This is a genomic window from Collinsella sp. TM06-3 (assembly GCF_003436395.1).
In the GTDB taxonomy this organism is placed as follows: Bacteria; Actinomycetota; Coriobacteriia; order Coriobacteriales; family Coriobacteriaceae; genus Collinsella.
The window spans coordinates 73,912-98,826 of the sequence record NZ_QSPG01000001.1 but is presented as its reverse complement, the minus strand read 5'-3'; the positions used below and the strand labels follow the sequence as shown (position 1 = coordinate 98,826).

18 protein-coding genes and 2 tRNA genes are annotated in these 24,915 nt (G+C 59.9%); 1 reads left to right on the top strand and 19 read right to left on the bottom strand.

Features of this window, described 5'->3' with window-relative positions; translation table 11 throughout:
* Nucleotide 1 precedes the first annotated feature (1 nt).
* From DXD56_RS00420 to DXD56_RS00350, 15 genes are all read right to left on the bottom strand, one after another.
* Nucleotides 2–1,663: a DAK2 domain-containing protein gene (locus DXD56_RS00420; protein WP_117639306.1), complete on the bottom strand. Its 1,662-nt coding sequence runs from the start codon at nt 1,661–1,663 to the stop codon at nt 2–4.
* 27 nt (nt 1,664–1,690) lie between these two features.
* Nucleotides 1,691–2,080, bottom strand: coding sequence for an Asp23/Gls24 family envelope stress response protein (locus tag DXD56_RS00415; protein WP_006234031.1), 390 nt, complete (start codon nt 2,078–2,080; stop codon nt 1,691–1,693).
* 161 nt (nt 2,081–2,241) lie between these two features.
* A tRNA-Asn gene (locus tag DXD56_RS00410) sits at nt 2,242–2,316 on the bottom strand.
* 34 nt (nt 2,317–2,350) lie between these two features.
* Nucleotides 2,351–2,425 (bottom strand) — tRNA-Asn (locus tag DXD56_RS00405).
* A 314-nt stretch (nt 2,426–2,739) separates the two neighbouring features.
* Entirely contained in the window at nt 2,740–4,089 is a 1,350-nt protein-coding gene (gene rpoD, locus DXD56_RS00400) for an RNA polymerase sigma factor RpoD (RefSeq protein ID WP_055286388.1), read from the bottom strand.
* Nucleotides 4,090–4,199: 110 nt separating this feature from the next.
* A complete protein-coding gene (dnaG, locus tag DXD56_RS00395; RefSeq protein ID WP_117639304.1) occupies nt 4,200–6,308 on the bottom strand; it encodes a DNA primase in 2,109 nt (702 codons plus the stop codon).
* Entirely contained in the window at nt 6,301–7,308 is a 1,008-nt protein-coding gene (gene ribF, locus DXD56_RS00390) for a riboflavin biosynthesis protein RibF (RefSeq protein WP_233524890.1), read from the bottom strand. Before ribF ends, dnaG begins: the two co-directional genes overlap by 8 nt.
* Nucleotides 7,305–8,237, bottom strand: coding sequence for a tRNA pseudouridine(55) synthase TruB (gene truB, locus DXD56_RS00385; RefSeq protein WP_117639302.1), 933 nt, complete (start codon nt 8,235–8,237; stop codon nt 7,305–7,307). The genes ribF and truB overlap by 4 nt, the downstream gene beginning before the upstream one ends.
* A 15-nt stretch (nt 8,238–8,252) precedes the next feature.
* Nucleotides 8,253–9,296 (bottom strand): bifunctional oligoribonuclease/PAP phosphatase NrnA, encoded by a 1,044-nt coding sequence (locus tag DXD56_RS00380; protein ID WP_117639300.1) that lies wholly within the window; start codon nt 9,294–9,296, stop codon nt 8,253–8,255.
* Nucleotides 9,289–9,699: a 30S ribosome-binding factor RbfA gene (gene rbfA, locus DXD56_RS00375; protein ID WP_117629486.1), complete on the bottom strand. Its 411-nt coding sequence runs from the start codon at nt 9,697–9,699 to the stop codon at nt 9,289–9,291. Before rbfA ends, DXD56_RS00380 begins: the two co-directional genes overlap by 8 nt.
* Before the next feature lie 11 nt (nt 9,700–9,710).
* Nucleotides 9,711–12,425: a translation initiation factor IF-2 gene (infB, locus tag DXD56_RS00370; protein WP_117639298.1), complete on the bottom strand. Its 2,715-nt coding sequence runs from the start codon at nt 12,423–12,425 to the stop codon at nt 9,711–9,713.
* 91 nt (nt 12,426–12,516) lie between these two features.
* Nucleotides 12,517–13,764 (bottom strand): transcription termination factor NusA, encoded by a 1,248-nt coding sequence (nusA, locus tag DXD56_RS00365; protein ID WP_006234042.1) that lies wholly within the window; start codon nt 13,762–13,764, stop codon nt 12,517–12,519.
* Between the two features lies 1 nt (nt 13,765).
* Entirely contained in the window at nt 13,766–14,260 is a 495-nt protein-coding gene (gene rimP, locus DXD56_RS00360) for a ribosome maturation factor RimP (protein ID WP_117639296.1), read from the bottom strand.
* A 258-nt stretch (nt 14,261–14,518) separates the two neighbouring features.
* Nucleotides 14,519–17,095, bottom strand: a complete 2,577-nt coding sequence (leuS, locus tag DXD56_RS00355) for a leucine--tRNA ligase (RefSeq protein WP_117639294.1) — start codon at nt 17,093–17,095, stop codon at nt 14,519–14,521.
* 259 nt (nt 17,096–17,354) lie between these two features.
* Nucleotides 17,355–18,866, bottom strand: coding sequence for an IMP dehydrogenase (locus DXD56_RS00350; RefSeq protein WP_117639292.1), 1,512 nt, complete (start codon nt 18,864–18,866; stop codon nt 17,355–17,357).
* A 193-nt stretch (nt 18,867–19,059) separates the two neighbouring features.
* Between DXD56_RS00350 and DXD56_RS00345 the strand changes: the two genes are divergently transcribed.
* Nucleotides 19,060–19,407 (top strand): winged helix-turn-helix domain-containing protein, encoded by a 348-nt coding sequence (locus DXD56_RS00345; RefSeq protein ID WP_117635111.1) that lies wholly within the window; start codon nt 19,060–19,062, stop codon nt 19,405–19,407.
* Between the two features lie 225 nt (nt 19,408–19,632).
* On the opposite strand, the gene DXD56_RS00340 is transcribed toward DXD56_RS00345, so the two are convergent.
* The 4 genes from DXD56_RS00340 to DXD56_RS00325 form a co-directional block, all read right to left on the bottom strand.
* A complete protein-coding gene (locus DXD56_RS00340) occupies nt 19,633–20,625 on the bottom strand; it encodes a PLP-dependent transferase (RefSeq protein ID WP_158549247.1) in 993 nt (330 codons plus the stop codon).
* Nucleotides 20,626–20,770: 145 nt separating this feature from the next.
* Nucleotides 20,771–21,277 (bottom strand): hypothetical protein, encoded by a 507-nt coding sequence (locus tag DXD56_RS00335; protein ID WP_117635109.1) that lies wholly within the window; start codon nt 21,275–21,277, stop codon nt 20,771–20,773.
* Between the two features lie 335 nt (nt 21,278–21,612).
* Complete coding sequence (locus DXD56_RS00330; RefSeq protein ID WP_117635108.1) at nt 21,613–21,999, bottom strand: helix-turn-helix transcriptional regulator; 387 nt, start codon at nt 21,997–21,999, stop codon at nt 21,613–21,615.
* Between the two features lie 1,126 nt (nt 22,000–23,125).
* The gene (locus tag DXD56_RS00325) at nt 23,126–24,721 is read right to left on the bottom strand and encodes an SIR2 family protein (RefSeq protein WP_117639288.1); all 1,596 of its coding nucleotides are present in this window, start codon (nt 24,719–24,721) and stop codon (nt 23,126–23,128) included.
* Nucleotides 24,722–24,915: the final 194 nt, after the last annotated feature.

The following is a 24,915-nucleotide window of genomic DNA, read 5'->3' as shown; positions in this document are numbered from 1 at the left end:
CCTACTCGATCGAGAAGATCACGGGATAGAGCGGCTGCTCGCCACGATGGGCGTCGATCTCCAGATCGGGCTGAGCCTCCTCGATGGCGTCGACGATCTCCTGGAAGGCCTCATCGGACAGCTCCTCGCCGGCCAAAATCGTCAGCGCGTCGCCCTCCTCTTCCTCCTGCATGCGGTTGATGCAGTCGAGCGTGACCTGCTTCACATCGGAGCCGACCACGTCGATGGAACCGGCAATGATACCCATGACGTCACCGGAGTGAATCGGCGAGCCGTCGGAGGCGCTGGAGTCGCGCACGGCGCGGGTGACCTCGCCATCGCGGACCTCGCTGATAGCGTCGACCATGGCGGCAACGGCGTCCTCGAGCTCAGAATCGGGCAGGACCGCGAACAGCGCGGAGAAGGCCTGCGGAACGGTCTTGGTGGGAACGACGGCGACCTTCTTGTCGGTGCAGGCGGAAGCAGCGGCCTCGGCAGCCATGCGGATGTTGCCGTTGTTGGGCAGGATGATGACCGAGGTCGCGTTGACCTGGTCGACGGCGCCCAGCAGGTCGGCGGTCGAGGGATTCATGGTTTGACCGCCCGACACGATCACATCGACGCCGAGGGACTTGAGGATGTCGGCCTCGCCGGAACCGGCAGCAACGGCAACAAAGCCCAGGGCCTTCGCAGGCTCGGCGGCCTTCTCCTGGTCCTCGTGGATCTTAGCGGTACGGTCGTGGGCCTCCATCTCCATGTTGTGGATAAAGACCTCGTAGATCTGACCAAGCTGCAGCATGTGTTCAAGCACCAAGTTCGGGGTGTTGGAGTGCACGTGGATCTTGTAGTCGGGGTAGGCACCCACGAGCAGCTCGCAGTCACCCATGGAGCCCAGGAACTTAAGGCACTCGTCCTCGTCAAACGGGGCGTCGGCCTTAAAGAGGAACTCGTTGCAGTAGCGGAACTCCGAACCCTCCCAATCGTCGTTGGCCTCGATCTCGACGCGATCGAGGGCCGCGTCGCGGGCAGAGCCAGCGGAATCGAACGTGGCGGAGAAATCCACGACCACGGTGCTGCGGCCAAGCGCGGCGGCAACAAAGTTCTCCAGGAAGATGGCAAAGCCAAAGGCACCAGAGTCGACCACGCCGTTCTCCTTCAGAACGGGCAGCAGGTCGGGCGTGCGGGCGACGGACTGGTAGGCCTCGACGACGATGGCGTCGAGCGCATCCTCGGCCGAGAACTTCTTCTTCTCGCATTCGTCTGCCTTGGTCGAGACGTCACGCAGCACCGTAAGGATCGTGCCCTCGATGGGCTTACGAACGGCCTGGAAGGCGACCTTGACGGCACGACGGAAGGCGAAGGCGATATTGGCGGACGTAATGGGCTCATCGGCAGAGACGAGGCCCTCGGCCACACCACGCAGAATCTGCGAGGTGATGACGCCGGAGTTGCCGCGGGCGCCCATCAGGGAGCCGTGGGTGATGGCGCCGGCAATGGCCTCCATGTCGGCGTCGGCGGGAAGGGCGGAAAGCTCCTTAGTCACCGAAGCGAGCGTGAGCGACATGTTGGTGCCGGTGTCGCCGTCGGGTACGGGGAAGACGTTGAGCTTGTTGATCTCCTCGGCCTTTTCGGAAACGGCAGCCGCAGCGATCGGAAAACAGGTGCGAATGGTCTTTGCAATCATGAGTAGTGAAATCTCCGTATTAGGATGCTAGTTCAGACGGCTCTTGAGCGCGTCGATGTGAATGCCGATCTTAAGGCTGGCGGGATCGATCTGGGCGATCTCCTGCAGGGTGAAGGCGACGGAGCTCGAAAGATTGTGGCAGACGGACTTCATGTTGACGCCGTTCTCGAGCACGACGTGAAGGTCGACCGTGAGGCCGTTCTCGTCGGCGGAAACAAGCACGCCCTTGCGGAGGCGCTGGCCGGCAAGCAGGCGCACGCTCTCGGCGCCCTGGAGCTGTTCGGCCATACCGACGACGCCGTAGCACGTCATCGCGGCATAACCGGCAATATCGGCAATAACGTCGTTCGAGACGCTCAGGCTGCCGTTAATGGTCTCAGACACAAGAATCTCCTTTTCTGGTGCTCGCGGCACCATGTCGTGGGAGCAATCATTCCACCATTTTACAACGACCGCGCCATGTTAAGGCGGCGGGGTTCACGATTACATCCTCGACACGAAATGTTGATACGGTAACGTTCGCCACAGGCGATCGCGGCATGAAAAAACCCGCCGCATAAGCGACGGGTTTTAAAACCTGGCTCCCCGGGTAGGACTCGAACCTACAACAGCGCGGTTAACAGCCGCGTGCTCTACCATTGAGCTACCGAGGAATTTAAAAGCCCTATGAAATGGGCTGAGAAATTCTGGCTCCCCGGGTAGGACTCGAACCTACAACAGCGCGGTTAACAGCCGCGTGCTCTACCATTGAGCTACCGAGGAATAGGTGCGTGCTCTCAAGCAACGAAGTTTATTATACGGACGATTGGGCGAAGGGCAAGAACTTTTTTAAGAATTTTTCCGGCCCAGTCATTGGCCCAGTCATTGGGGACGTCCCCAACTGCCACCCAACTGCCAAGCAATGGAGATGCCGCAGGTAGAGGACGGACAGCGAGCGACGTCCAGGGCGAACAAGTTGGCATGAAAAAGGCAAGGCATAGACCTTCTGGTCATGCCTTGCCTTTTGAATGACAAATTGTCGCCCTGGGCGGCGCGCAGCGTCGACTGGTCCGCCGTTCGGTAGAACGGCGGAACCCCTAAGACTCGATGTAGTCCTTCAACTTGCTAGAGCGGCTCGGATGGCGGAGCTTGGCCAAGGTCTTGGACTCGATCTGGCGGATACGCTCGCGCGTGACACCAAACTCGCGACCGACCTCCTCGAGCGTGCGGGGATGCCCGTCGACAAGGCCAAAGCGCAGCTCGATAACCTTGCGCTCACGATCGGCAAGCGAGTCGAGCACCTGGGTGAGCTGCTCCTGTAGCATGGAGAAGCTGGCGGCATCGGGCGGAACGATTGCCTGGGAGTCCTCGATGAAGTCGCCCAGCTGGGAATCCTCTTCCTCGCCGATGGGGGTCTCAAGCGACACGGGCTCCTGCGAGATCTTCTGGATCTCGCGGACGCGGTCGGCGCTCATGTCCATCTCGGCACCGATCTCCTCGGGGGTCGGGTCGCGGCCCAGGTCCTGAAGGAGCTGTCGCTGCACACGGACGAGCTTGTTGATGGTCTCGACCATGTGCACGGGAATACGGATGGTACGGGCCTGGTCGGCGATAGCGCGCGTAATAGCCTGACGGATCCACCACGTGGCGTACGTGGAGAACTTGAAGCCCTTCTGGTAGTCGAACTTCTCGACGGCGCGAATCAGACCGAGGTTGCCCTCCTGGATCAGGTCAAGAAACAGCATGCCGCGACCGACATAGCGCTTGGCGATGGAGACAACCAGACGCAGGTTTGCGCTGATGAGTGCCTGCTTGGCTTCGAGGCCCACGTTCTCAATGCGCGTAAGACGACGCATCTCGGCACGCGTGAGCTCGAGCTCACCGGCATCGGCGGCCTCGAGTTTCTCGGTGGCCTCAAGACCGGCCTCGATCTTCATGGCCAGATCGACCTCTTCGGAGGCGGTCAGCAGGTCGACCTTGCCGATCTCTTTGAGGTACATACGAACCGGATCGCCGGTCAGCATCACCGTGGAGGCATCGATGCCACGCACGCGGGAGCGTGAACGGGACGTGCGCACGGTGCGCTTCTTCTTGCTCTTGGAAGAACCCATCTCGGCGTCGGCCTGACGGGCCATCTTGAGCTCGTGATCGTCGAGCGAGCCGGAATCGTGCTCGTCGTCGTCATCGAAATCGTCGGTATCGGTATCGTTATCGTCATCGTCGACGTCCATGGGGGCGTCGTCGTTACCGCTCGCGGAGATAATCTGGATGCCGCTGTTGCGCAGCGCGGAATACACCGCGGTGAGCTGCTCGTCAGAAACATCGATATCCTTCAGGGCGACCTGAATCTCGTCCTCGGTTACCGAAGTCCTGTTTGAGCCGTTGCCCATGAGCTTTGCAACGTAGGATTCCAGCCCAGTACCCGTGCTCTCAGTCTTTTTTGGCACAGATTCTCCCTTCATAGTCCACAGGACTCAATACTTTAGCACACACATTGACATCTATACCCAAAAAGAGGACTGGATATAGGCGAGAATACGCTGCTTGACCACAACATCTAGGCCTGTTCGGTGCCCGCGGCCTCCAGACCGATCAAACGGAACGGGTCCGCCACGCCGCCGATAGACTTTTGCAGCTCGCGTTGACGCTGCGAATCCTGCGCGGCCTGCACGGTCAGCGCGCGACGGGCCTCATCATCGAGCGAACGGTCCTGGCGCAGCTTGGCCTGTGCGGCACGCATGCGGCGCTTGATGGTGTAGAGCTCGAGGGTGTCGAGCATAAACACGATGTTCGTCTCGGTGGGATGCTTGCTCGTCGCCGAGATGCGCCCGGCACTCACAAGCGTTGCCGCCTCGGGACACACCGAGCGCGCCGCATCCATGCAGGCTGCAGGATCGGTTCCCGGCGGCGTTGCCAGAACGGCCCATGCGATGGACTCGTGACGTGGGTCAACCCACTCGATAGAGCAGATGCGGTCGGCATACGTGCGGAACAGGTCGGGGTAGCTCGTGAGCATCGTCAACAGCTCGCGCTCCCCTGCCAAGGACTTGCGCTCAAGATCAGTAAGAACCATCGGCGCCGCCGCAGCCGGAGCGCCCGAACCATCAGTCACAGGCACAGCACCCATATCATCAGGCACATCGATCGGCGGCAGATCGTCGACGAGCTCCACGGGCGCGGCGCCGTAGGCATCGAGCGGGACATGGTCGTACGGCTCCTCCTCGACCGGCGCGGACACCGGCGGCGTCGCGCCCGATGCCCAAGCACCGCGAGATGCCCCCTGCGAACCAGACGTCCGACCGCCCGCGCTACCAGAGCGCTCGGCTTGCGCCCGCTGGCGTTCATAGTTCTGCTCACGACGTCGTTCCGCATCTTCGCGCTTGGCGACATCGCGAAACACGCGACCCGAACTCGCGCGAACCGTCTCCAGATCCAAGCCCAGCAGATCGGCAATCTGGATAAAGTATGTGTCGATCATATAGCTATCGCGCAGCGGATAGATAAGCGTCAGCGCATCTTCCAGCGCCTTGGCACGACCGCCCGGCGTGGTGATGTCACTCGACTCCTGCAGCGAACGGTAGACAAAGTCCATGAGCGGCTCGGCAGCGTCGATGCGCGCCTGAAGCTCCTGTCCACCATGCGCCGTGATGAACTCCATGGGGTCGTTGCCGTCGGGCAGCACCACGCAGCGCAGGTCCATAGAATCCTGCTCGATAAACTGAATCGCACGGCGAGCGGCCTTTTGACCGGCGGCATCGCCGTCAAACATATACACGATGCGCTTAGCAAAGCGGGTGAGCGTCTTGACGTGATGCTCCGTGAGCGCGGTGCCCAGCGTGGCGACAACGTTTTTAATCCCCGCCTCCCAACAGGCGATGCAGTCGGTATAGCCCTCCACCACGATGGCGGTATCCTGCGCGACGATAAACTCCTTGGCCCAATTAAAGCCGTAGAGGTTTCGCTTTTTATGAAACACGCTCGTCTCGGCGGTATTGAGGTACTTGGGTTGGCCGTCACCCATGATGCGACCACCAAAGGCAATGTTGTGACCCTGCTCGTCAAAGATGGGGAACATCACGCGGTCGTAGAAGCGGTCGGCAAGCTGCCCGCGCCCGCGGCTCACGGCAACGTTGGCATCGATCATCTCCTGCGGGGTAAAACCCGCCTGGGACAGGTGCGACACCAGCGCGTTGCGGCCAGGCGCAAAGCCCAGGCAGTAGCGGCGGCAGACGTCGCCACCCATGCCGCGGCTGGCAAAGTACTCGCGCGGACGGCCGTCCTTACCGCGCATAAGCATGGTGTGGTAGAACTGGGCGGCCTCGGCGCACAGATCGTAGATGCGGGCACGCTTGGTACCGCGCTCGCGGCGATCTCCGGTGTCATGCAGCTCAATACCCGCGCGATCGGCCAAATATCGGATTGACTCGGGAAAGCTCAGGTTCTCGCGCTTCATGATATAGGTGAAGACATCGCCGCCTTCGCCGCAGCCAAAGCAATGCCACACCTGCGTGGCAGGGATTATGTGGAAGGACGGCGTCTTTTCGCCATGAAAGGGGCAGCAGCCCCAAAACTCATGGCCGCGGGGCTTGAGCTCAACCGTTTCCTGCACGATGGCAACTAGGTCGGACGCAGCGCGGACCTGGTCTTTTTCCTCATCGCTAATCACGGACGCTCACCCCCTGCTCGCCCAAGTTGTGACGAATATCTTCGATATTACCCTCGACGGTCGCGATCAACTCATCCAGCGAATCGAACACGCGCGACGGACGCAGCCAGCGCGTAAACGCCAGCGAAACGGAAGCGCCATACAGGTCGCCCGTATAACCAATTAAATTGGCCTCGAGATGCGCAGATGCCGCATCGTCAGCATACGTCGGCGGCAGTCCGACGTTAACGGCAGCGGGCCACACGATGTCGTTGACCAGCACCAGGCCCTCATACACGCCATCGGCAGGCACCTGAATGCCGTCGGGAACATGTAGGTTTGCCGTGGGAAAGCCCATGCCAGAACCCTCGTGACGGCCGCGAATAACACCGCCGCGCACCATATACGGGCGGCCGAGTAACTCAGCAGCAAGCTCCACATGGCCCTGTCCCAGCTCATGACGAATGCGGGTGGCGCAAATGGCCTCACCGCCCTCGCAAAGCAAGTCGTGCCCGTATACGTCAACGCCGCGCTCGGCACCCCAGGCGCGCATCTCGGCAACACCAGAAGCACCGCCACGACCCAGCCTAAAGTCGCTGCCAACGCGAATCGATCGAATGTCGACCAGACGCGACACCAGCGAGAGAAAATCAACATGGTCAAGCGCCGCAACCTCAGGCGTAAAGGGAACGGCCACCACCGCATCGACCCCGGTTTGAGCCAGGGCATGCAGACGGTCGGCCGTCGTCATCAATTTTTGAGCGGGCGAAGGGCTCACCACGACGTCAGGGTCGGGATCGAAGGTAACCACGACCGCCTTACAGCCATGGGCACGGGCGTCACGGACAAGCGCCGCAATGAGCTCCTGGTGTCCACGGTGCACGCCATCGAACACGCCAATGGCGATCGAGGCAGCACCCAGGTGCTCACACTTATCAAACGCATCGGCAGTGACGATGCGAGCCTCGTCCGACTCGCCCGCGAAAAAAATACGCGCGAGCTCGTGAGCGGACAACATCATCGAACACCGCCGATGGCCTGCGGAAAGACATGCTCCATGACAAAGCGGCCACCCTCGATGCGGGCGAGAGCCTTAAGTCCCCCATCGAGCACCAATGCAAACGGCGCCTTCGAGACATCGAAGCGCGCAAGCGCACGCTCAACGGGAATGCGTCGGCCGCAGAGCAGGTCGTCGGCAAGATTGCCCGGCAAGTCAACACGCGTGGCGCCCAGGGCCGCAATGGGATCCAGGGCAAAGCCAGCCGCGGAATCGGGAGAAAGCTCCTCGACCGCATGACAAGCGCCAATGGAAACAACACCGGAGGCCGTGCGGCGCAGCGCGGAAATGTGCGCGGCGCTCTCGCAGGCGCGGCCCAAGTCGCGAGCGAGCGCACGGATATAGGTACCCTTGCTCACTGAGAACGCCACGGTCCACACACACGTATCACCTTCGCCTCCCACGGCGATCAGGTCGGCGGCATAGACCTCGACGGGGCGCGGAGGTAGGTCCACCGCATTGCCCTCGCGAGCAGACTTGTAGGCGCGAACGCCATTGACCGAGATGGCCGAAAACGCCGGCGGCACCTGCATCTGCGGACCCAGCATGGCGGCCAAGCGCTCACGGGCATAGGCAGGATCGCGGAGCTCGTTGGCAACAGCCACGGTGCGGACGGCCTCGCCCTCCGCATCATCGGTATTGGTCTCGGCGCCAAACGAAATGTCGGCGACGTAGCTTTTGGTATCGAGTGTGAGCATACCCAGCAGACGGGTGGCCTGACCCACGCCCACCACCATGACACCCGATGCCATGGGGTCGAGCGTGCCGGCATGGCCGACGCGACGCTCATGGAGGGCGCGCCGACATTGCGAGACCACATCGTGGGACGTGCAGCCCACCGGCTTATCGACGGCGAGCAGCATATTCAGTTGAGAAGGCGTACGACGAGCCATGTACCATCCAAAAAGTTAAAGCTCGACGGTCACCGAAGCGGGATCCTCCCCTACCAGTTCGGCCAGCATGGGAAGTGCCACGGTGAGCGTCTCGAGAATCGTTCCGTTGTTGGAGAAACCGGCGGCAGCGGGATGTCCGCCTCCGCCAAAGGCAGCAGCGATCTCGGACACGTTGAGGTCGCCCTTGGAGCGCAGGTTGCCGCGCACCTTGGTATCGCCCTCAATGCCCTTCAGGAACAGGCAGACTTCGACGCCCATCACCGAGCGAACCACATCGACCAGGCCGTCGCACTCATCCGAGGTGACACCGCAAGCCTCAAGGTCACTCTGGTACGCGTAACTATACGCGACGCGCCCGTGGGCCACCGTCTTGATGCGGCCCATAACGATGGACTTGAGGTGCAAAAACTCAACGCGCATGCTCTGGTAGACCTCGAGTGCCACACGCGCCGGATCGGCACCGTGGGCAACCAGACGCGAGGCTGCATGGAACGCGGCGGCATCGGCGTTTTGGTACTGAAAACGGCCGGTATCGGTAACCAAGCCACACAGCAGGCAGGTCGCAACGCCATCACGTGCGACAATGCCGCAATTGTCCAAGAAGCGGTCGATGATCATGGCGCAGGCTGCAGCTTCGACGCACCTCAGGCTGAGCTCGGCAAACTCCTCGCGCGCCGGATGGTGATCGAAGCACACCACATGCTTGGAGCGACGAAGCACCTCGGCGGAATTATTGAGACGCTCGACGACCGGTACGTCCACCGATATGAACAGGTCCGGATTGCCGGTATACACAGATGCCGGTACCAGGCGATCGGAGCCTTCCATAAAGCGGTAGATGCGCGGAACCGGGTCATCGTCTGCCAGCAGCAGGGCAATGTCCTTGTTAGGGAAAAACTTCATAAGCGAGAGGCCCAGACCCAACACGGAGCCCAGGGCGTCGCCATCGGGAGAAGTGTGTCCCGAAATCGCAATGGAGGACGCACCCTCGATGAGCTCAAGGATGCGTCGCTGAATATCTGCAGACTCGCACGAGGCGAGGTCGGCGGAATTAGTCATCTAAAGCTGCCTCCTGGGCGGCATCCGCTATCGGATAGCCGTCCTCGTCCTTTTCGATCGCAAGCGTGGCGGGAACGTTTTCCAGCGCACGCGTGATGCGCTCGGCCTCATCGGTCGAGCGATCGATGCGAAAATCGAGCTCGGGCGTAACACGCCAATCGAGCGAGCGAGCCAACAGGCTCCGAATACGGCCCTTAGCGCTTGCGAGCGCCTCCATGACCTCGTCGTAGCGGCTCGCATCGCACGACACGAACACACGCGCGAACGAACGGTCCACCGCGACCTCGACCGCGGTCAAAGTAACCAGGTCGAGACGCGGATCGGAAACCTCAAAGAGCAGGATATAACCGAGCTTCTCGCGAAGCTGCTCGCCCAGACGGCGGGTTGCCTGCGTTTGCTTCATAGCGCTACCCCCTACTCGGTACGGGCAACCTGGTCGATACGGTAACCCTCGATCTGGTCGCCGGGCTTGATGTCCTGGAAGTTCTCCAGGCCAATGCCGCCCTCGGAACCGCTCTTGAGGCTCTTGGCCTCGTCCTTGTAGTGACGCATCGAGGCGATCTTGCCGTTGAAGACCACGATGCCGTCGCGCACCAGACGCACGGAATCGGTCGCGGCGATCTCGCCCTCTTCGACGCGGACACCGGCGGCGATACCGACTTTAGGCACCTTGAAGGTGTCCAGGACGGTCGCGGTACCCGTGGAGACCTCGACCTCGGTGGGCTTGAGCATGCCGATACGGGCAGCGTCGAGCTCCTCGAGGCACTTGTAGATGACGTCGTAGCAACGGATCTCGACGCCCTCGCGCTCGGCGGCGGAACGCGCCTTACCGTCGGGGCGGACACCAAAGCCGATGATGATGGCGTTGGAGGCGTCGGCCAGGACGACGTCGGTCTCGTTGATGGCACCAACGGCGGAGTGGATCGTGTTGATGCGAACCTCGGACTGATCCATCTTGTCGAGCGAGTCCTGAAGGGCCTCGATGGAACCCTGGACGTCGGCCTTGATGATCAGGTTGAGCTCCTTGACCTCGGCGTCGGCAATGGTCTCGAAGAGGTTCTCGAGCGTGACGTGCTTGACGCGGCTCTGCTCCTCGATACGGGCCTTGAGTGAACGCTCATCGGCCAGGGCGCGGGCCTCGCGCTCGTCCTCGAAAACGCGGAACTCGTCGCCGGCGTTGGGCACGGACTGCAGGCCCAGGATCTCGACGGCGTCGGAAGGACCGGCCTCGGTGACGGCGTTGCCCTTGGGATCGAGCATGGCGCGGACGCGACCGTAGGTAAGGCCGGCGACCAGCGTATCGCCCACGTGCAGGGTACCGCGGGTCACGAGCACCGTGGCAACCGAACCGCGGCCCTTGTCGAGCTTAGCCTCGAGGACGTTACCGGAGGCAAAAGTGTCGGGGTTGGCCTTGAGCTCGAGCACGTCGGCCTGGAGCAGCACGGTCTCGAGCAGGTCGTCGATACCGATCTTCTGCTTGGCCGAGATGTTGACGAACATGTTCTGTCCGCCCCACTCCTCGGGGATGATGCCGTACTCGGTGAGCTCCTGGCGCACGCGGTCGGGGTTGGCACCCGGCTTATCGATCTTGTTGACGGCGACGACGATGGGTACGCCGGCGGCCTTGGCGTGATTGATCGACTCGATGGTCTGGGGCATGACGCCGTCGTCGGCGGCCACGATCAGAATGACGATGTCGGTCACCTTGGCACCACGGGCACGCATGGCCGTAAAGGTGGCGTGGCCAGGGGTATCGATGAAGGTGATCTTGCGGTCGTTGATCATGACCTGCGAAGCGCCGATGGCCTGGGTAATGCCGCCCGCCTCGCCGGCAGCGACGCCGGTGTGACGGATGGCGTCGAGCAGCGACGTCTTACCGTGGTCGACGTGGCCCATGACGGTGACGACCGGTGCGCGCGGCTTAAGGTCGGCGGGATCGTCGTAGAACGAGAAGGTGTTCTCCTCCTCGGGGGTGATGATCTTGATCTGACGACCCAGGTCGTCGGCAACGAGCTCGACGAGGTCGTCGGACATGGACTGCGTCATGGTGAGCGGCGTGCCCAGCAGGAACAGGCGCTTGATGATATCGTTGGCCGGAACGTCGAGCGCCTCGGCGAGCTCCTGGACCGTAACGCCCTGGGAGACCTTGATGGCATCGAGCTCCTCGGGGTTCACGCCCTGGGCCAGCGCCTCCTCTATCTTGCGCTCCTCCTGAGCCTTGGCAGCTTCGCGCTCGCGCTTCTCCTTGCGCTTTTTGCGGCGACCGGTGGACTCGCGAGAGGCCTCCTCGACGGCGGCACGAGCCTCCTCGAGCACCTTCTCGCGGCTGTACTCCTCGGCCTCGCGCGCCATGCGGCTGTAGTGGTCCTCTTCGTTGTTGTGACCGCCCTTGCGCTTCTTGCCCTTGCCCTGCTTGTCGGGGTTGGGGAAGTCCATACCGGCAGCGACGTTGTTGCTGGCATTGGTGCGATGGCTGTGGGGACGGCTCTCGGAGGCGTTGCGCTCGGAGTTGTTGTCGGAGGCGTTGCGATCGTTACGACGGCCACCGCGACGGTCGTTGTTGCCGCCACGACGGTTGCCGCGCTCGGCAGCGCGCTCGGCCTTGGCCTTCTGCTCGGCGTCCTTCTTCTCCTTGAGCACGGTCTCCTGTGCGGCAATCTGGTCAAGCAGCGAACGGAAACGCGAACCGGAGTCGGAAGCGGGAACGGCGCGGCGCTGGGCCTCGCGGGCAGCCTCCTCCTTCTCGCGGGCAAGGCGCTCCTGCTCGGCCTTCTTCTTGGCCTCGGCCTCGGCGCGGGCGGCCTCCTCGGCAGCCTGGGCGGCGGCGAACTGCCGGCGCTCCTCCTCGCGCGCCTTCTCGGCGGCGATGCGCTCGCGCTCTGCCTCGGCAGCACGTGCTGCCTCCTCGGCGGCAGCTGCCTGCTCCTCGGCCTGCTTGGCGGCCTCGACTTCCTGAGCGCGGGCCTCGATCACCGAGGCGAGCTGCTTGCGGACCATGGCGACATAGGCGTCCTCCAAGGTGGAGGAAGCGGACTTAGCGGGAATCTTCATTTCGGCGAGATGACCCATCAGTTCCTTGGAGGTCATGCCGAACTCTTTGGCCAGGGTGGACACACGGACTTTTGCCATATGACTTCACCTACCCTTTCTGGCACCTTGGGTGCCTAGAGACTGAACGAGCGTGGGGTATGCGCTGGGACCTGCCCGGCGCGACCGCGCGCTAGATCAGGTCCTCCGCATCATCGAAGGCGTCGGTGTCGTGGACACCGCAGAAACGGGAGCCGGGACGGGCCTGGTTGCGGCACTGGATGCCGTCCTCGGACACGTACTCGCAGCGACGGACGTCCTCGTCCTCCTCGTCACCGATCAGGTCGGCGGCGGGCTCCTCGTGAACGGGAACGTTCTTGAGGATGTCGGCGGCAAGCGTCTCGGACTTGATGTCGATGTGCCAGCCGGTCAGGCGCGCGGCGAGGCGGGCGTTCTGGCCCTCCTTGCCGATGGCGAGGGACAGTTGGTCGTCGGGGACGATGACGCCGGCGTAGGCCTTCTCCTCGTCAATGAGGACGCGGGTGACCTTAGCGGGCGACAGGGCGTTGGCGACGTAGACGGCAGGATCGGCATCCCACAGGATGACGTCGACGCGCTCGCCACGGAGCTCGCCCACGACAGCGCGAACACGGCTGCCCTTGGGGCCGACGCAGGCGCCCACGGGATCCAGGCGGTCGTCGAGCGAGTGGACGGCAACCTTGGAACGCTGGCCGGGCTCGCGGGCGATCGACTTGATCTGGACGGTGCCCTCATAGATCTCGGGCACCTCCTGCTCAAACAGACGACGCATGAGCTCGGGGTGGGTACGGGAGATGACGATCGGCGGACGGCTGTGCTCGCCACGAACCGGCTGCAGGTTGGAGTTGGGGTCGCGAACGTCGATGATTACGGCCTTGATATGCTGGTTGTGCAGGTAGCGCTCACCCATCGGGCGCTCGTTGCGCTCGTTCTCGTAACGGCGCTGATCGAAGTGCGGCAGCTCGGCCTCGACGCCCTCACGAATCTTGACGATCGTGAAGTCGGGCGTGGACTGCAGCACGGTGCCGCTGATGAGGTCACCGATGCGGCCGGAGAACTCCTCGTAGATCTGCTCGCGGGCGGAGTTGCGCACGATGGCATTGATCTCGGCCTTGGCGTGCTGGGCGGCGATGCGGCTCGTGTTCTTGGGGGTGACGTCGATCTCCTCGAACTCGGTGAAGTTGCCCTCCTCGTCCATGGAATCGTCGATCGGCTCCAGGCGGTAGACGTAGATCTTGCCGGTGGTGCGGTCGATGGTCACCTTGGCGCCCCACTCAAGATGCAGGATCTCGGCATAGCTCTTGGCGAGCGACTGCTCCAGGCGGTCGATCAGGTAGAGCTGGTCGATGTGCTTCTCCTGGCAAAGCTCCATCAGGGCGGACATCATGTCGGATGCTGCCATCTTACTTTCCTTCCTTCGCGGGCTTGAAGTCGTAGGTGGGCTTCAACTTGCACTTTTTAACATCAGAGAAATCGAGGGTGACGGACTCGCCGTCCTCGAGCTCGAGGGTCACGTCGGTCTCGGTCGCAGCCGCAATCTTGCCGGCGTACTTGCGACGGCCCTCGGAGGCGGTGGAGGTGAGCTCACAGTTCTCGCCCACAAAGCGGGCAAAGTCGCGCGGACGGCGCAGCGGGCGCGCCATGCCCGGGCTCGACACCTCAAGCGTATAGCTCGAAGAGATAGGGTCGAGCTCCTCAATCACATCGCCGACCCACTTGGTGTTGGCCGTGACGTCATTGAGCGACAGGCTCTGACCCTCGGCACCCTCGATACGCACGCGCACGCAGGGGGCCTTGGTGGCACCCACGAGCTCAACGTCGACAATGTCGACATCGTGCTGGGGAGCAACGGCCTCGAGCGCGTCGATGATCGCCTGCTCGGTCTTGGTCTTGACCATTGCGGCACCTCCATCCATACAAAAAAGAAGCGGGGCCGAAACCCCACTTCTTTCAATTGCAACTTCATTTGCAAGCAAACTATACCAATACCTGCGAAAACGTGCAAGCACAACAGAAACTCGCAGGTCAGCGCGCCCACAGCATCTCCACAAGAATAGAACAATTGACCGCGGGCGCCGCGAGCAGACAAAACAAAACGAGGGGCGATCCAGCCGGATCGTCCCTCGTCTTTTACACGCCGGCTATACGTGCGGCGTTTACTTAACCACTAGGTTGACCAGCTTGCCGGGTACGCAGATGGCCTTGACAACGGTCTTACCCTCGGTCCACTTGGCGACGGCGGCCTCGGCGGCAGCCTGCATCTCCTCGTTGGAGGCGTCGCGGGCGACGTCGATGCGGCCACGGACCTTGCCGAGCACCTGGACGACGATCTGCACCGTGTTCTCGATGGACTCGGCCAAGTCGAACTCGGGCCAGGCGGCGGTGTAGGCATTGCCCTCGCAGCCGAGCGCCTCATGCCACAGCTCGTCGGCCCAGAACGGGCAGATGGGGGCAAGGACGCTCACGATATCCTTAGCCACGCCGTAGCACAGCGCCTTGTCACGGAAAGCGACCTCAGTGGCGTTGAGGTAGGCGCTCGCCGCGTTGACGAGCTCCATGACGGCCGAGATGGCGGTGTTGAACTGGCCGCGATCGAAGTCCTCGGTGCACTTGGCGATGGTGCGGTGACGCTCGCGATAGAGCTTCATCGCAACCTCGTCGAGCGCTGACTTGTCGAAAGCCACGCTGGCGTCGCCGGACTGGACGAGCTGCCAAACGATACGCCAGGCGCGCTTGATGAAGCGGTTGGCGCCCTCAACGGCCTTGGGGTCCCAGTCGAAATCCTTCTCGGGCGGGGCGATAAACAGGATCGCCAGACGCATGGTGTCGGCGCCGTAGGGCTCGATGACCGAGCTCGGGGGCACGACATTGCCCTTGGACTTGGACATGGTGTCGCCGTTCTCGTCCTTGACCATACCCTGGCACAGCAGGTTAGTGAAGGGCTCGTCCACACTCAGCAGGCCCAGGTCGCGAAGCGCCTTGGTAAAGAAGCGGCTGTAGAGCAGGTGCAGAATAGCGTGCTCGATGCCGCCGATGTAGTTATCGACGGGCATCCAACGATCGGCGGCCTCACGGGAGAAGGGCAGCTCGGTGTTGTGCGGGTCGGCATAGCGCAGGTAATACCAGCTGGAGCAGGTGAAGGTGTCCATGGTATCGGTCTCGCGCTTGGCCGGGCGACCACAGACCGGGCAGGTGGTCTCGTAGAACTCCTTGCACTCGGCGAGGGTCTCGCCGGCACCCAGGTCCAGGTTCTCGGGCAGCGTCACCGGCAGCTGGTCCTCGGGCACGGGCACGATGCCGCAGTGCTCGCAGTGGATGGCCGGGATGGGGTTGCCCCAGTAACGCTGACGGCTGATGAGCCAGTCGCGCAGGCGGAACTCGACCTTGCGACGGCCGCAGCCCATGGCCTCGAGGTCGGCCACGATGGCAGCCTCGCCCTCAGAGTGCTTGCCGCCGCGCATGCCGGTGTACTTGCCCGACTGGACGAGCGTGCCCTCGGCAGCGTGGGCGCAATCCCAGTCGACGTTCTCGGCATGGAAGGTGTCGATGGTCTCGCCGCTAGCCTCGACGGCAGCGCGATCCTCATCGTCCAGGATGATCGGCACGATAGGCAGGTCGTACTTGCGGGCGAACTCAAAGTCGCGCTGGTCGCCGCAGGGAACGGCCATGACGGCACCGGTGCCGTAGTCGGCAACGACATAGTCAGCAACCCACACGGGGATCTTCTCGCCGTTGACGGGGTTTACCACGTAGCGGCCCGTAAAGGCGCCGTGCTTCTCGAGGGTACCCTGGGCGCGCTCGACGGCAGAGATATGCTTGGAGTCCTCGACGATCTTGGTGACGGCCTCCTCGTACTGAGTGCCCTCGACGAGCTCGTGCAGGCACACGTACTCGGGAGACAGGACAAAGAAGGAAACGCCAAAGAGCGTGTCGGCGCGCGTGGTGAAGACGGTGATCTTACCCTCGTCGCCCTCGATGGGCTCGCCATCGGTGTCGCACAGGGTAAAGTCGACCTCGGCGCCCTCGGAGCGGCCGATCCAGTTGGCCTGCATCTGCTTGACGCGCTCGGGCCAGCCGGGGAGCTTCTCCAGGTCATCGAGCAGCTCCTGGGAGTAGTCGGTGATCTTGTAGTACCACTGCTCGAGGTCACGCTTCTCGGGCTCGGTGCCGCAACGCCAGCACTTGCCCTCGGTTACCTGCTCGTTGGCCAAAACGGTCTTGCAGGTGGGGCACCAGTTGACCGGGTTCTTCTTGCGGTAGACCAGACCCTTTTCCCACATCTTTTCAAAGATCCACTGACCCCAGCGATAGTAGTCGGGGCTACAGGTCTTAACGGTACGATCCAGATCGTAGGAGAAGCCCATGCGCCTCATCGTGGCGAGCGCCTGGTCCATGTTCTTATACGTCCAGGCGGCAGCCTGTGTGTTGTGCTTGATGGCGGCATTCTCGGCGGGCAGACCAAAGGCATCGAAGCCGATGGGGTGCAGCACGTCGTAGCCGCGCATGCGGGCCTGACGGGCCATGGCATCGCCGATGGTGTAGTTGCGCGCGTGGCCCATGTGCAGGTCGCCCGACGGATACGGGAACATCTCGAGCACATACTTCTTGGGCTTGCTGTCGTCGGTGTCGACGGCAAAGAGGTTGGAGTCCTCCCAGGCCTTCATCCACTTGGACTCAATGGCCTGCGCGTCGTAGGCAGGGATCTCATCCTTATGATCTGTGCAATCGCACATATCAGCTCCTTTAATCTTTAATGGGGTCGGTCGGCTTAGCTTTATTCGCTACTGCGGACAGTCCTGCGCAAGACGAAGAGCACATTAAGTGCTCTTCTTTGCGTGCGGAACTTGTAGCGAACAAAGCTAAGCCGCCCGACCCTAAGGTTAACTTGACTGATGATAACAAATACGACAAGCGAGATGCCTGCGACTTGCAGGCATCTCGCTTTATCTAAATAACGTGGTTGAGGCTCAACCTTTATGTGCAGGTCTTATCTTATCGATACGTTACGCTCTGTTGGGAGTCCTTGACTACGACGTCGTGGGCTCCGCCTTCGACGATCGAGGTCGAGGAGACCAGGGTCAGGCGTGCCTTTTCCTGGAGCTCGGGGATCGAGAGGGCACCGCAGTTGCACATCGTGGACTTGACCTTGTAGAGCGTGCCGCCCACGCCGTCCTTGAGGGAGCCGGCGTAGGGAACGTAGGAGTCGACGCCCTCGACGAAGCTGAGCTTCGCGGCGCCGCCCAGGTCGTAGCGCTGCCAGTTGCGGGCACGCGCAGAACCCTCGCCCCAGTACTCCTTCATGTACTGACCGTTGACGTTGACGCGCTCGGTCGGGCTCTCGTCGAAGCGGGCGAAGTAGCGGCCCAGCATCATAAAGTCGGCACCCATGGCAAGGGCGAGCGTCATGTGGTAGTCGTAGACGATGCCGCCGTCGGAGCACACGGGCACGTAGACACCGGTCTCCTCGTAGTACTCGTCACGGGCGCGGCAGACATCGATCAGCGCGGTGGCCTGGCCACGGCCGATGCCCTTGGTCTCGCGGGTGATGCAGATAGAACCGCCGCCGATACCGACCTTGATGAAGTCGGCACCGCAGTCGGCCAGGAAGCGGAAGCCCTCGGCGTCGACGACGTTGCCGGCACCGACCTTGACGTCCTCGCCGTAGTTGGCGCGGATCCACTCGATGGTGCGCTTCTGCCACTCGCTGAAGCCCTCGGAAGAGTCGATGCACAGGACATCCGCGCCGGCCTCGATGAGCAGCGGCACGCGCTCGGCATAGTCGCGGGTGTTGATACCGGCGCCGACCATGTAGCGCTTGTCGTTATCGAGCAGCTCGTTGGGGTTGGTCTTGTGGCTGTCGTAGTCCTTGCGGAAGACGATGCCCATAAGGTGATCGTTGTCGTCGACGATCGGCAGGGCGTTGAGCTTGTTGTCCCAAATGACGTCGTTGGCAACCTTGAGGCTGATGTTCTTGTCGCCCACGATGAGCTGCTCACGCGGGGTCATGAACTCGGAGACCTTCTTCTGATGGTCATCGCGGCTGGGGCGATAATCGCGGCTGGTGACGATGCCCAGGAGCTTGCCCTTGGGGGTGCCGTCGTCGGTGACCGGCATAGTGGAGTGACCGGTCTTCTCCTTGAGCTCAATGACCTGCTCCATGGTCATGTCGGGGGTCAGCGTGGAATCGGACTGAACGAAGCCGGCCTTGTGATCCTTGACGGCCTTGACCATAGCGGCCTCGGACTCGGCGCTCTGGGAACCGTAAATGAAGGACAGGCCACCCTCGGTAGCGAGCGCGACACCCATGTCGACGCCCGAGACGGACTGCATGATGGCGGAAACCATGGGGATGTTCAGGGTGATTGCCGGCTTCTCACCGCGCTTGAAGCGGGTTAGCGGCGTCTTAAGAGAGACGTTGTTGGGGATGCACTGCGAGGACGAGTAACCAGGGACCAGCAGATACTCCGAAAACGTGTGGGACTCACCGGGAAAGAACGTAGCCATGTTTCTCCTTTTTCCATGCGACCGGCCGGCTGCAGGCCTCGTAGGACCCAGCCCAACCTTGGGCGCCCAATACTGGGGAAGTATCTTAACGCACTTTGACTGCTACAATGCATGATTTAAGAAGAGCACACGAGGGTTTGACGCAGGCTTTGCGTTTGCCCAGCAAACACTTTAGCGGGGAGACGCGGAGCACATGGAGTACAAGACGACGGCAAAGTTGGTCATTCAAGCGTGCGACAAAGACCTGCCGGGCGTGTTCGGCCACGGCTGTGTCTTGCTGCTGCAGGGCATCGCCCGCGAGCACTCGCTCAACCGCGCCGCCAAGAGCATGGGCATGGCGTATTCCAAAGCCTGGCGCATTGTGAACGAGGCGGAAGGACAGCTGGGCTGCAAGCTCATCGAGCGCGACGGCGCCCGCGGATCATCGCTCACCCCCGCCGGCGAGCGAGCCATAGCGGCGTACGAGGAGCTGCAGGCCGACATCAACAACGTCATCGCCACCAAAGCCAACGACCTCATCGCCAGCATCAACGCAGGATAGTCCTTTTGGGACTGAATTGTTGTCCAGCGCGCCCTCGGATTGAGGCTCGCGCCACAAAATGGGCCCATATACTACGTTTAGTTGAATACCCTAGACCATACCGGGCATTATGAAAATAAAACCGCTGGTAGACAGCTTGGCGATTTTCAAAATAAGCGGGTATGGTCGACCCCTACGGCTTAAACGTAGTAAATAGGCCGTTTTCGTGGCACAGACCCCGATTAGCTACTTGCGGAGGGCGTTGTCTAGGGTGGCAGCCACCTGCAGAGGGTTGTCGGTGCCGGCGAAGAGGCGAATGGTGCACCCCTGCTTGCCGCGTGGAGCCGAAAGGCGCGTCGTTGCGCCGCCGGCCGGCGATGTACGAAACTCCCCCGGCAAAGCATCGAACAAATCGCCCGCACTGCGCTCAATAAGGTCAAACTCAACTGCCGGACCAAAGCCGTGCTCGAGGATTCCAGTTGCAACCGCATGGTCGGGATGCGAGCTCAGTCCGGGATAGCGCACGGCGTGCACCATCTCATTGGCAGCCAAGTACTCGGCCAGCGCACGTGCGCGGTCGAAATGTGCCTGCATGCGGGCATCGAGCGAGTCCAGCCCGCACTCCAGCACACCGGCCTCATCAGCAGGCAAATCAAGTTTGACCAAGCCACAGCCCTTAAGCAGAGCATGCGCGCACTCGGCAGCGGCATCCACGCGATGGCGCTTGAGCTGCGAGCGCGCGACCGATACGGCAACCAACTTGTGCGGAGCATCGCCCGCGCATACGCGATCAAGTGCCTCGAGCGACAGCACGGCACCCAAGCGCAACGGATCGCACCCAAAGACACCAGCCACGGTGTTATCCACCACGAGCAGCGCATGAGCCTCACGCGCGGCGCGTCCTAGCGCGCGCAGATCGGGCACGCGCAATCCAAACCCGCCAATAGAGTTGACGAACCACCACAGGTGCGGTCCCTCGGCATCAAACGAAGCATCAAAGCCCTCGGACGCGGCATTAAACGCCGCAACCGACGGCTCCCCCACCATAGCCACGCCGCATCCATCAAAGCTGCGCGCAAACGCATCGGCAAAGTCATCGGCAAACGCAACCAGGCGATCGCCGGAACGTACAATCCCCAACAGAGACAGCGCCGCCGGCACATGCGAGGCCGCAACCAATCGCGCCTCACGCGCGCTGGCCCTCAAAGCCCAAGCCTCTTCTAGCTGCTGTACGTCCACGCGGCACCGTCCCTTCATAAGCAAAAACCCACGATGCGGGTGTTCCCCGCATCGTGGGCAACGGCTGCAGTATAGCGCCGTTGGGCGACGAAACGCCTAGATGCTGAGCGTGGATAGGTCACGCTCGCACCCGGAGCGTCAACGATCACGCCATAGGCCTCGGGTGGCCAAAAGCGTCTGCAACGTCGAGCATCTCAAAGTTGGCATCCCAGCAGTCAAAGATACGATGCACCAACACCGCGAGTTCCTCGGCACACAGCAGGGGAAACGGCGCATCTGCCGCACCCTGAAGCGCGACCGACCCGCCCGAGCATGCGTCGAATAGCGGCACCAAAAATGGGTCGGTTAATGCCGGCGATGCGGTATACAGATACGGCACGCGCAGGACTTTGGCTTGGATGCCGTCGCGCGATGCATAGTAACGGCACAGGTCGTTGGCAGCGCGGGCGATAATGCCCTTGCCCGTCTGGGCGCCACTGGCGGCCGTGGCGTCGTCGTCACATCCGCCAGTGGTGCCCTCTGCACCCGCGGGCCCCGCAATAAACAGCAGCTGCACATTGCGTCCCATACAGGCACGAAACACCGAGCGCAGCAGCCCAATGTCGCCAAAAGTCACGGTATGCGGGGTGAGGTAGGTAGAAAGGTAGACCACGCGCTCAAACTCGTAGGCCTGGTCCAGGTGCTGGAGGAGCTCTTTCCACGAAGCATGGTACGACGACTCATCGCGGCGCGCGTCCTGCGCGGCTACGACCTACACATGGTCGCCGGGGAACGCCTTGGAGCAAAAGCCATCGTCAACATATGCGGTGTTGCCAACAGCCAGCACTTCCACGGCGTTCCCCCTCCCCAAAAAACTACTTTTGCCATAGTCAAACATGCGTATTGTACGCTGCAAAAGCGAGCCAAGGCGCCTTTAAGGCTGTTTTAAGAACTTTTTAGAGAATGTGAGAGTGGCAACTCATTCGACTTAGATTCATCGAGGAAATGCTATTCACCCTGAAAAGGCACATCGCAATCTGCTGACAGCTCTGCAGGGAGAATGGCAGGCAATGCACATTGCTCTCGCACAGAATCATCAGATGAAAGAAACGGCAACTCTTTGGAATGGCTGGCGATAACCTGCGGAACGATTTTGATACCCAAAGCAAGCTCGAACCTAGCGATCGTCTTCAGCGTCATATTGGGCTGAGAATTCAACAGCTTCGAAAGCGACTGAAGGCTCACGCCCATACGCTTTGCCAAATCGCTTTTGCTTAAACCCAGACGCTTCATCTCGCGATGAACAATAAACTCGATATCTAGCGCGTGTTCATAAGCGCGTGTTTCGCTGGTTTCTGTATCGGCGTAAAAATCAGATAAATCTACTTTATTCATTGTGTTCTCCGTTTCGAAAGCCAAGTATAAAAGTCAAGGCTCAGATTCCAGAAGTTGACGTGCTATTCTGGCCGATCATTGTTCGAGCGGTTAATTTCCGCTTAGGGTCTGACAACATTTTCTGGAATTGAGAGTTGTCGGGAGAAGCCGTCAATTCCCAAAACGGTCGACCCTTGAGGTCTCTATATTCGACAAGATCATATCCTTCTGCCAAAGGGCACCTCCCATTTCTAGATGAACTTAACTTATAGGTTAAGTTCATCCATTTAAATACATATAACGAGGTCCAGACAAGATTCCTCTGCCCCAATCGATAAACAAACCAGTCGAGCTTATGCAAAATCCGGAAGTGTGCGGCATATTCTAGACACGTCAACCACACTGGATAGTGGCAACGCTTCTACCTGCGGGTTCTTTTCATGAAAAGGACGATGTGCTCGAGGGTTCCAAAATTTGCCGCATGCTTCCGTCGGGCGTTTCCGGAAGTGCGGTGAAAAACCGAGATCGACAGACCAGACCCCTGTTTTAGCCTTCCGCGACCTGCGGTTTTGTTGCCGAAATTCGGTTTATGCTCGGAGGTTTCCGATTTTTCCCCGCACTTCCGAAAAGCACCCTTAAACCGCGCGTCCCGAAGCGGAAAACCGCCGGATATTTGTTCTCCCCAAATGAGATCCTTGTTTTGCCTGGCCGAATCTTACATCCAAACAAAAAAAGAGGACCGACGCATCAACCCTCTTCAGGTGTCGCCCGAAGGCTTCCAGCGCAATTGATTTAATTCTAATCGATATCACTTGTTTGACCACGATCACGTCAACCAGTAGAAGCCGCCCATGCTCGATCATTCCATTGCCGGGATGGTGCTTGGCTAGTACGTCACACATTGCATACATGAAAAAAGGGCAACACTCTCAATTTGAAAGCGTCACCCTTAAAGCTCCCAAAGAGCTTTTGTATTGCAGGAAGATACTCTACACTATCTTCCCTTGATTGGCGGGTCGAAACAGACACCATTGTGATTTCAAGCAGAAAGCGTTATATTAAGTATGCATTTGCACGTGGTGTTCGCACTATACGCTCAGATGCCATAGTTTACAAAGATGGCCTTCTTCATAGACGCTAGGTGGGATTACTCACTAGTAGCCGATATGTCGAAGGCCTTCTTGTACTTAAGGAAATCATACATTCTAATAAGCCGTTTCAGCTCGCTATTACCGTGGATTATCTTGCGATCGTCCGTGATGAACGCCCTCAGATATTCAAGCAACTTATTTAGATCGATCTCATCTTCTTCAAGTAGCACAAGCTTTTTAAATGCTTCCTCAAAGCCTTCGTTAGCTATAACAGACTGAACCGAGTGTCTAATTCCCGAATGATGATAGCTACCTTTTGCCTTTCGTAGGCTGTTGTTTAGAAAAGCATCTAAATCCTTCTTCTCATCTATTTCCTTTAGCATCCTTGGATTAAGAACTTCCCCTGAATACGCGCTTAAATACTTATACATGGGCAAACCACCCGAGTTAGAAGCAAGCAGCGAAGGAAGGTATTCCTCGACGGCAAGCTTAGGAGCAACATGTTCGTCATCAAACACAACATCACGATATAGAAGTTCGGCTTTGACCATATGCCCGTGCCCTAAAGAAGCATTCGCAACACCGATACCCAGCACAAGATGCTGTCCCTCCGGAAGTCTCTCGAGGTCGCTAAAACTCGCTTCAACTACCAGAGAGTCATTCGGATCGCCCTCATCAGCCAAGGCGTAGATGCTCCTGCGAAGCTCACGAATGATCCTGGGCGAGAAGGAGCATTTGGATTGTCCAATTGCTTCATACACTGCACCAAAATCGTTCGTCCTAATCTCGGTCATGCTTATCTCGCCAATACCTGGAAAGGTAAACGAATGAGTTGAGGTTGCGTTTTCTCCCCTAGTAAGGAAGATAAAGCGCTTTCTAAGCAACGCAAGATTGTTAGAACCGAGGCAGCGCGAAATCGACATGAGGATAGCTTGGATATCGGGGTCGTTAAGGGAATAACCGATAAAAATAATTGGGTATTCCATAAAAATAGTTAACAACTTGGCAGCCAAGTAATCCTGTGTTTCGGCGAGTTTTGCGTAATCTGCCTCCTCAAGAACCATAGATTCAGGATTATCCATAGAACCGTGGATCTTATAGATTTCACCCATTTCAAAAGTTCTGTGAAAGACGAGATCGTCTTGGCCAACAAAAACTTTAAACTCGGGAAATAGCGACTCCAGGAGACAGTCATAGTTGGTTGTTATAACTCCAGAGATACGCCGCCTGCCAACCTCTCTCAAGATATCAAGCTCATGCGTCATATATTCAGGTTTGAACGAGGATAACCTCTCGGCCGCCATGATCTTTAAAATAGATTTACGCTGACGAATGTCCTCTACATGATCGTTTCTAAAAGAAGCGAAGCGAGGGTCCTCAAGAACAGCTATGCGCATATCCTTATCAAGCATCGTCGCGGCAGAGGGCAATGCGCTATTGTCAGACTCATCTGGACAACGTGCCAGGTACGAGTCAAGCCGAAAGGGATCATCGGAAAGACGGGAACAGGGGTGCCTTAACAAACCAACCCAATCGTCGGTACCCATGTATCTACGGGAAAAGCCCGAGCCGACGAATAAATATGGGCTACGCCCCACCCCATTTATCAAACGTACAACGCTTTCTACAATGTCATCTCTTCCGACTTCCATCTAGCGCCTCCAAACAAGCTACTTCCATAAGTATAGAACATATGTTTGGATTTTACTAGAATTGCAAGACTTCATCGGAGACAAAGCTGCTCGACAATTGAAAATTCGAACCGCACAGGTGACCCAATATTCAGCAGTGTTCCGACGAGCAAATATTCATTTCGCGCCTCAGGCAATCTAGCGCAGCGGCATCA